At 56.5% G+C, this 817-nt stretch carries 1 protein-coding gene and 1 pseudogene; both read left to right on the top strand.

Annotated features, from left to right (window positions below; all coding sequences use genetic code 11):
* The coding region (locus HMPREF1627_RS00600) for a DUF5915 domain-containing protein (RefSeq protein WP_034500208.1) at positions 1 to 325 on the top strand (325 nt) is incomplete at its 5' end.
* Positions 322 to 817, top strand: a pseudogene (locus HMPREF1627_RS00605) (Mur ligase family protein); the annotation flags it as partial. The gene HMPREF1627_RS00600 and the pseudogene HMPREF1627_RS00605, both read left to right, overlap by 4 nt.

Here is an 817-nt window from a genome sequence, read left to right on the forward strand (position 1 = left end):
GTCGGTAAGCACGAAGGTTGAGGCTGAAGAAGGCCAGGTCGCAACGGTTCTATCTTCAGGATCCTTCGTGGTTTTGGATACTCAGATCGACGATGAGCTTGAGGGCGAAGGCTTTGTCCGCGACCTCATCCGCCAGGTTCAGGATGAACGCAAGGCCGCGGGTCTGCACGTTGCAGATCGCATCAAGCTAACCCTGGCAGTGCCGGCTGAGCGCGTTAGCGTAGTGGAAAAGCACGCTGACATGTTGAAAGCTGAGACCTTGACACTGGACCTAACCGTTGAAGCCGGTGACGATATCGAGATTCACGTGGTGAAAATGCAGTGAAAGATTTCGACATCTTCCACGAGTTTGCTCACACCGAGGGCGGTGGCGAGCGCACTCCTGAACAGGTTGTACACGAGGTCATGAATCGCGATGTCTCCGCCTCCCTTAAGGAGGTCATGGAGGCTGCGCACATGGCCGCGCCTAACCTCGCTGAGAGTGGCGAGGATACAAGCGAGAGCGACCTAGATGAGGAAGCTACTCACCTGTACCCGACGGCTGATGAGACCGAGGCGGTTTACCACGCGATTGAACGCGAGATTCTCTCGCGCATGCCCGAGCACAAAGTTCAGCCAAGTATTGAACGCGTGCAGCTGGCGATGAATATCCTCGGCGATCCGCAAAATCTCTATCGAAGTGTGCACCTCACTGGCACAAATGGAAAGACGTCCACGGCGCGCATGATCAGTGCGTTGTTGCGAGCGTCGGGCCGAAAGGTGGGACGGTTCACGAGCCCTCACCTAACCACGATGCGGGAGCGGATCAGCGTGAATG

Origin of the sequence: Actinomyces sp. S6-Spd3, from assembly GCF_000758755.1 — a bacterium.
In the GTDB taxonomy this organism is placed as follows: Bacteria; Actinomycetota; Actinomycetes; order Actinomycetales; family Actinomycetaceae; genus Pauljensenia.